Consider the following 5,761-nt stretch of genomic DNA (forward strand, 5'->3'; position numbering starts at 1 on the left):
GTGATGCCGACCGGTCCACACATCGAAACCCACGACGCGTGGGTGGAGTTTCCGATCTTCGACGCCAAATCGCGATCCATCAAGAAGACGTTCCTGGGCGGCTCGATCGGGCGCAACGCGTCCAACGTCGTGGTGATCGAGGCGTTGCGGGATATCACGATGTCGCTGGAACTCGGCGACCGGGTTGGGCTGGTCGGTCACAACGGCGCCGGGAAATCGACTCTGCTGCGGTTACTTTCGGGCATCTACGAGCCCACCCGCGGCTCGGCCATCATCCGCGGCCGGGTGGCGCCGGTGTTCGACCTCGGCGTCGGCATGGACCCCGAGATCTCCGGCTACGAGAACATCATCATCCGCGGCCTGTTCCTCGGGCAGACCCGCAAACAGATGCTGGCCAAGGTCGACGAGATCGCCGACTTCACCGAACTCGGCGACTACCTGTCGATGCCGTTGCGGACCTACTCCACCGGCATGCGGGTGCGATTGGCGATGGGCGTGGTCACCAGCATCGACCCGGAGATCCTGCTGCTCGACGAGGGCATCGGCGCCGTCGACGCGGACTTCCTGAAGAAGGCGCAGACACGACTGCAGAAGCTGGTCGAACGCTCCGGAATCCTGGTATTCGCAAGCCATTCCAACGAATTCCTGGCCAGGCTGTGTAAGACCGCGATGTGGATCGACCACGGCGTCATCAAGCTCACGGGTGGCATCGAGGACGTCGTGCGGGCGTACGAGGGCGACGACGCGGCCCGCCATGTGCGCGAGGTGCTCGCTGAAGCGAACCGGGCATGACCACGGTCTGCGCCGTCGTAGTCACCCACCGGCGACCCGACGAGCTGGCCAAGTCGCTCGACGCGCTGAGCACCCAGAGCCGGCAGCTTGACCAGCTGATCGTGGTCGACAACGACGCCGACGAACGGGTCCGCGATCTGGTGGCCGGCCAACCCATCCCGACGACATATCTGCCGTCGCACCGAAACCTCGGCGGTGCAGGCGGTTTCGCGCTCGGCATCCTGCACGCGCTGTCGTTCGGCGCCGACTGGGTGTGGCTGGCCGACGACGACGGCCATCCGCAGGACAGCCGGGTGCTGGCCACGCTGCTGGCCTGCGCGGACAAGCATCGGCTGGCCGAGGTATCGCCGATGGTGTGCAACGCCGACGACCCGCAACGGCTGGCCTTCCCGTTGCGGCGCGGCCTGGTCTGGCGCCGACTGGTCAGCGAATTGCGCACCGACGCCGGCCAGGAACTGCTGCCGGGCATTGCCTCGCTGTTCAACGGGGCACTGTTTCGGGCGTCGACGTTCGAGTCGATCGGCGTTCCCGATCTGCGGCTGTTCGTCCGCGGCGACGAGGTGGAGATGCATCGTCGGCTGGTCCGGTCCGGGATGGCCTTCGGAACCTGTTTGGACGCGGCCTATCTACACCCGTGCGGGTCGGCCGAGTTCAAGCCGATCCTCGGCGGCCGGATGCACACGCAGTATCCCGATGACGTGACCAAGCGCTATTTCACCTATCGCAACCGGGGCTACCTGATGGCGCAGCCGGGTCTGCGCAAACTGCTTGTCCAGGAGTGGCTTCGGTTCGGCTGGTTCTTCCTGATATCTCGTCGCGACCCCAAAGGTCTGCTGGAGTGGCTGCGGCTGCGCCGGCTGGGCCGGCGGGAACTGTTCAGGAGGCCTGATGACGATCGTTGATGTTGCCGCACAGTCCAAGACGATGACCCGGGCCTGGGGTGATCTGGTCGACGGATATCGTCGCCGCGAGCTGTGGCTGCACCTCGGCTGGCAGGACATCAAGCAGCGCTACCGCCGCTCGGTGCTCGGGCCGTTCTGGATTACCATTGCCACCGGGACCACCGCCGTCGCGATGGGCGGCCTGTACTCCAAGCTGTTCCACCTTCAGCTGTCGGTGCATCTGCCCTACGTCACGCTCGGCCTGATCATCTGGAATCTGATCAACGCCTCGATCCTGGAAGGCGCGGAAGTCTTCGTCGCCAACGAGGGATTGATCAAACAGCTGCCGACGCCGCTGAGCGTGCACGTCTACCGGCTGGTGTGGCGGCAGATGATTCTGTTCGCGCACAACATCGTCATCTACGTCGTCATCGCGATCATCTTCCCGAAGCAGTGGTCGTGGGCCGACCTCGCGGTGATCCCGGCGCTGGGCCTGATCGTGCTCAACTGCGTATGGGTGTCGTTGTGTTTCGGCATCCTCGCGACGCGGTTCCGCGACATCGGCCCGCTGCTGTTCTCCATCGTGCAGTTGCTGTTCTTCATGACGCCGATCATCTGGAACGACGACACGTTGCGGCAGCAGGGCGCCGGGCAGTGGTCGAAGATCGTCGAGCTCAACCCGCTGCTGCACTACCTGGATCTTGTGCGCGCCCCGCTGCTCGGCGCGCATCAGGAGCTGCGGCACTGGGAGGTAGTGATCGGGCTGACGATCGTGGGCTGGGTGGTGGCCGCATTTGCGATGCGCCAATACCGAGCGCGTGTGGCGTACTGGGTCTGACTCCGGGCCGGTTTCCTTGACCCCACTGCGGGTATTCAAGCGCACGACCTAAGGAGGACGTGCCATGAGTGCGACCAACAAGCTCAGGAACAAGCTGCAGCGTGCCGGTGGTAGAGCGAAGGAAAGCATCGGCCGCGTGACCGGCGACCGCAATCTCGAAAGTCGCGGTGCGGCAGATCAATTCAAGGCCGACGTGAAAGACATCGGCGAACAGGCCAAGGACGTTATCCGCGGACGGCGAATACGGCGTCGACGTCGAATCTGACGGCTGCGAACAGGATCTAAAAGAAAACCGCGGCCCAGGTCTCCCTGGGCCGCGGTCCCCCGACTCTCCCCCCGGCTTTTACGGCGCGCTGGGCGTGCCAGCTGCCCCGGTCGTGCCGACCCCGTCGCCGCCGTTGATACCCGGAATGGTGGTACCGGCGCTACCGTTCCCGCCGTTTCCGCCGGTGTCTGCGGTATTGCCGAGATTAGGACCCAGCCCGCCGCTGCCGCCCGTGGCACTTGCCACGGTGCCGCCGTCGCCGCCATTCCCGCCGGTGGCGTCAGAGTTCTGTTTAAGTCCACCGCCCCGAAAAATCCCGCCCGATTCCCACCCGAAGTGCCTGAGTGCCGTTCTCAGTCGCGCTTAAGGTAGCTCTTAAGCGCGCTGTGTTGGGGGAAACCACAAATTAATCGAAAACTATTCTGGAAGTCGTTGGCGATGAGATCGGACAGCTAACCGATCAAGATCTAACCGTGTCAAACAGCCTGGAATGGAACACTTTCCGCGCGCGGCCGGCAAACATTCGCGCAAACGAGCAGATCTAAATATCCAAACGAGGTGCGACCGAGCCTTTATTATTGGACATATGTATATCTCAGAAAACTCGACACATGTCTTATTAGAAAGCGTGTTCCCTGAGGACTCATCGATGTACGCTCGTTCGCCGCACGACGCTGGAATATATTGGCGGCAGCAGCCACCAGGACAGGTTGAACCGAATTGAGTAAAAACGTCGAGCCCTCGGGGCTCACCGGTGAGGCACGCGATCGCGTCGCTGCCGAGTTGGCCCGGCTGCAAGAACGCCGGGACCGGCTGGAGGCCGAAGTCCGCAACGACCGCGGTGCCGTCAGCGACCACGCCGACGCCGCCGACGCCATCCAGCGCGCCGACGAATTGGCCGGCCTCGACGAACGGGTCGCCGAACTCGACCGGTTGCTGCACGCCGGCCCGGTGCCAACGAACGGGGACGAGCTGCCGTTCGGCACTATCGTCAAATTGAAGTTCGCCGACGGCGACGTGGTGACGATGCAGGTGATCTCGGTGATCGAAGAAGCCTCCATCGACAGTGAGGCCGAGGCGTTGACGGCGAGCAGCCCGCTGGGCCAGGCGCTGGTCGGCCGGAAAGCCGGCGACAAGGTCACCTACACCACGCCGCAGGGCGAGCAACAGGTCAAGTTGTTGGACGTGAAGTATCCGTCGTAAGCGCCCGTAGACTTTTCGCCGATGGCTGAGATCGCGGCGAATACCCGGCTCCCGCTGAAGACACAGGCGTGGCGATTCATCGTCACCGGCGGACTGTCGGCGATCGTCGACTTCGGTCTCTACGTAACGCTGCTGCACCTGGGCCTACAGGTCAACGTGGCCAAATCGCTCAGCTTCATCGCGGGCACGACGACCGCCTATTTGATCAACCGGCGGTGGACGTTCCAGGCGCCGCCCAGCAAGGCCCGGTTCATCGCCGTATGCGTGCTCTACGCGCTCACCTACTGCGTGCAGGTCGGCATCAACTATGTCTTCTACCTCCAGTTCGCCCACTACTCATGGCGTGTGCCGGCCGCATTCGTGATCGCGCAGGGCACCGCGACCGTGATCAACTTCATCGTGCAGCGCTCGGTGATCTTCCGGCTGCGCTGAGCTGACCGCACGGCCGGGTACCCTTTTTGCTGATGTTTCCCACTACCCCTAAGCGGCTGACCGGGTGGAGTCGCACCGCGCCTTCAGTGGCGCAGGTGCTGTCCACTCCGGACCCCGAGGTGATCGCCAAAGCGGTCGCCCACGCCGCCGACAACGGGGGGCGCGGCGTCATCGCCCGAGGCCTGGGCCGCTCCTACGGCGACAACGCCCAAAACGGCGGCGGGCTGGTCATCGACATGACGGCACTGAACCGGATCCATTCGATCGACGCCGACACCCACATCGCCGACCTCGACGCCGGCGTCAACCTCGATCAGCTGATGCGCGCCGCGCTGCCGTTCGGGCTGTGGGTTCCGGTGCTGCCCGGCACCCGGCAGGTCACCATCGGCGGGGCGATCGCCTCCGACATCCACGGCAAGAACCACCACAGCGCGGGCAGCTTCGGCAACCACGTCCGGTCGATGGAGCTGCTGACTGCCGACGGCCAGATCCGCCACCTCACCCCGGACGGTGAGGAGGCCGAGCTGTTCTGGGCCACCGTCGGTGGCAACGGGCTGACCGGGATCGTCTTGCGCGTGACTGTGGAGATGACGCCAACGGAGACGGCGTATTTCATCGCCGACGGCGACGTCACCCACACCCTGGACGAAACCATCGCCTTTCACAGCGACGGCAGCGAAGCGAACTACACCTATTCGTCGGCCTGGTTCGACGCGATCAGCGCGCCGCCCAAGTTGGGCCGCGCCGTCATCTCACGTGGATCACTGGCAAGGGTTGACCAGCTACCGGAGAAGCTGCAGAAGAATCCGCTGAAATTCGATGCCCCGCAGTTCTTTACGACACCCGATATCTTCCCCAGCGGACTGGGCAACAAACTGATCTTCGGCTCCATGACCGAACTCTGGTACCGCAAAGCCGGAACCTATCGCGGCAAAGCGCAGAACCTGACGCAGTTCTATCACCCGTTGGACATGGTCGCCGAGTGGAATCGCGCCTATGGCTCTGCCGGCTTCGGGCAGTACCAGTTCGTCGTGCCCGTCGAAGCGGTCGAGGAATTCAAAGGCATCATGTACGACATCCAGCGGTCCGGCCATTACTCGTGGCTCAACGTCTTCAAGCTTTTCGGGCCGGGCAACCAAGCCCCGCTGAGCTTCCCGATTCCCGGGTGGAACGTGTGCGTCGACTTCCAGATCAAGGCCGGCCTCAGCGAGTTCCTCAGCGAGCTCGACGCGCGGCTCCTGAAGTTCGGCGGCAGGCTGTACACCGCGAAGGACTCGCGAACCACCGCCGAGACGTTCCATGCCATGTATCCGCGCATCGATGAATGGATTGCCTTGCGCCGCAGGGCAG

General features: G+C 63.9%; 8 protein-coding genes. 7 read left to right on the plus strand and 1 reads right to left on the minus strand.

Features of this window, described 5'->3' with window-relative positions; genetic code table 11:
- Positions 1-3 precede the first annotated feature (3 nt).
- From VN856_RS15590 to VN856_RS15605, 4 genes are all read left to right on the plus strand, one after another.
- Entirely contained in the window at positions 4-792 is a 789-nt protein-coding gene (locus VN856_RS15590) for an ABC transporter ATP-binding protein (RefSeq protein WP_325690571.1), read from the plus strand.
- On the plus strand, positions 789-1,694 hold the full coding sequence (locus VN856_RS15595; protein WP_325690557.1) for a glycosyltransferase family 2 protein: 906 nt from the start codon (positions 789-791) through the stop codon (positions 1,692-1,694). The genes VN856_RS15590 and VN856_RS15595 overlap by 4 nt, the downstream gene beginning before the upstream one ends.
- A complete protein-coding gene (locus tag VN856_RS15600; protein ID WP_325690559.1) occupies positions 1,681-2,511 on the plus strand; it encodes an ABC transporter permease in 831 nt (276 codons plus the stop codon). Before VN856_RS15595 ends, VN856_RS15600 begins: the two co-directional genes overlap by 14 nt.
- Before the next feature lie 64 nt (positions 2,512-2,575).
- A complete protein-coding gene (locus tag VN856_RS15605) occupies positions 2,576-2,776 on the plus strand; it encodes a CsbD family protein (RefSeq protein ID WP_325690561.1) in 201 nt (66 codons plus the stop codon).
- A 78-nt stretch (positions 2,777-2,854) separates the two neighbouring features.
- On the opposite strand, the gene VN856_RS15610 is transcribed toward VN856_RS15605, so the two are convergent.
- On the minus strand, positions 2,855-3,022 hold the full coding sequence (locus tag VN856_RS15610; RefSeq protein WP_325690563.1) for a hypothetical protein: 168 nt from the start codon (positions 3,020-3,022) through the stop codon (positions 2,855-2,857).
- A gap of 474 nt (positions 3,023-3,496) precedes the next feature.
- Here VN856_RS15610 and VN856_RS15615 point away from each other — a divergent pair, with 474 nt between their 5' ends.
- From VN856_RS15615 to VN856_RS15625, 3 genes are all read left to right on the plus strand, one after another.
- The gene (locus tag VN856_RS15615; RefSeq protein ID WP_325690565.1) at positions 3,497-3,979 is read left to right on the plus strand and encodes a GreA/GreB family elongation factor; all 483 of its coding nucleotides are present in this window, start codon (positions 3,497-3,499) and stop codon (positions 3,977-3,979) included.
- Positions 3,980-4,000: 21 nt separating this feature from the next.
- A complete protein-coding gene (locus VN856_RS15620; RefSeq protein WP_325690567.1) occupies positions 4,001-4,411 on the plus strand; it encodes a GtrA family protein in 411 nt (136 codons plus the stop codon).
- A 32-nt stretch (positions 4,412-4,443) separates the two neighbouring features.
- The coding region (locus VN856_RS15625; RefSeq protein ID WP_325690569.1) for an FAD-binding oxidoreductase at positions 4,444-5,761 on the plus strand (1,318 nt) is incomplete at its 3' end.

The sequence above is a fragment of the Mycobacterium sp. genome (assembly GCF_035603715.1).
Lineage (GTDB): Bacteria > Actinomycetota > Actinomycetes > Mycobacteriales > Mycobacteriaceae > Mycobacterium.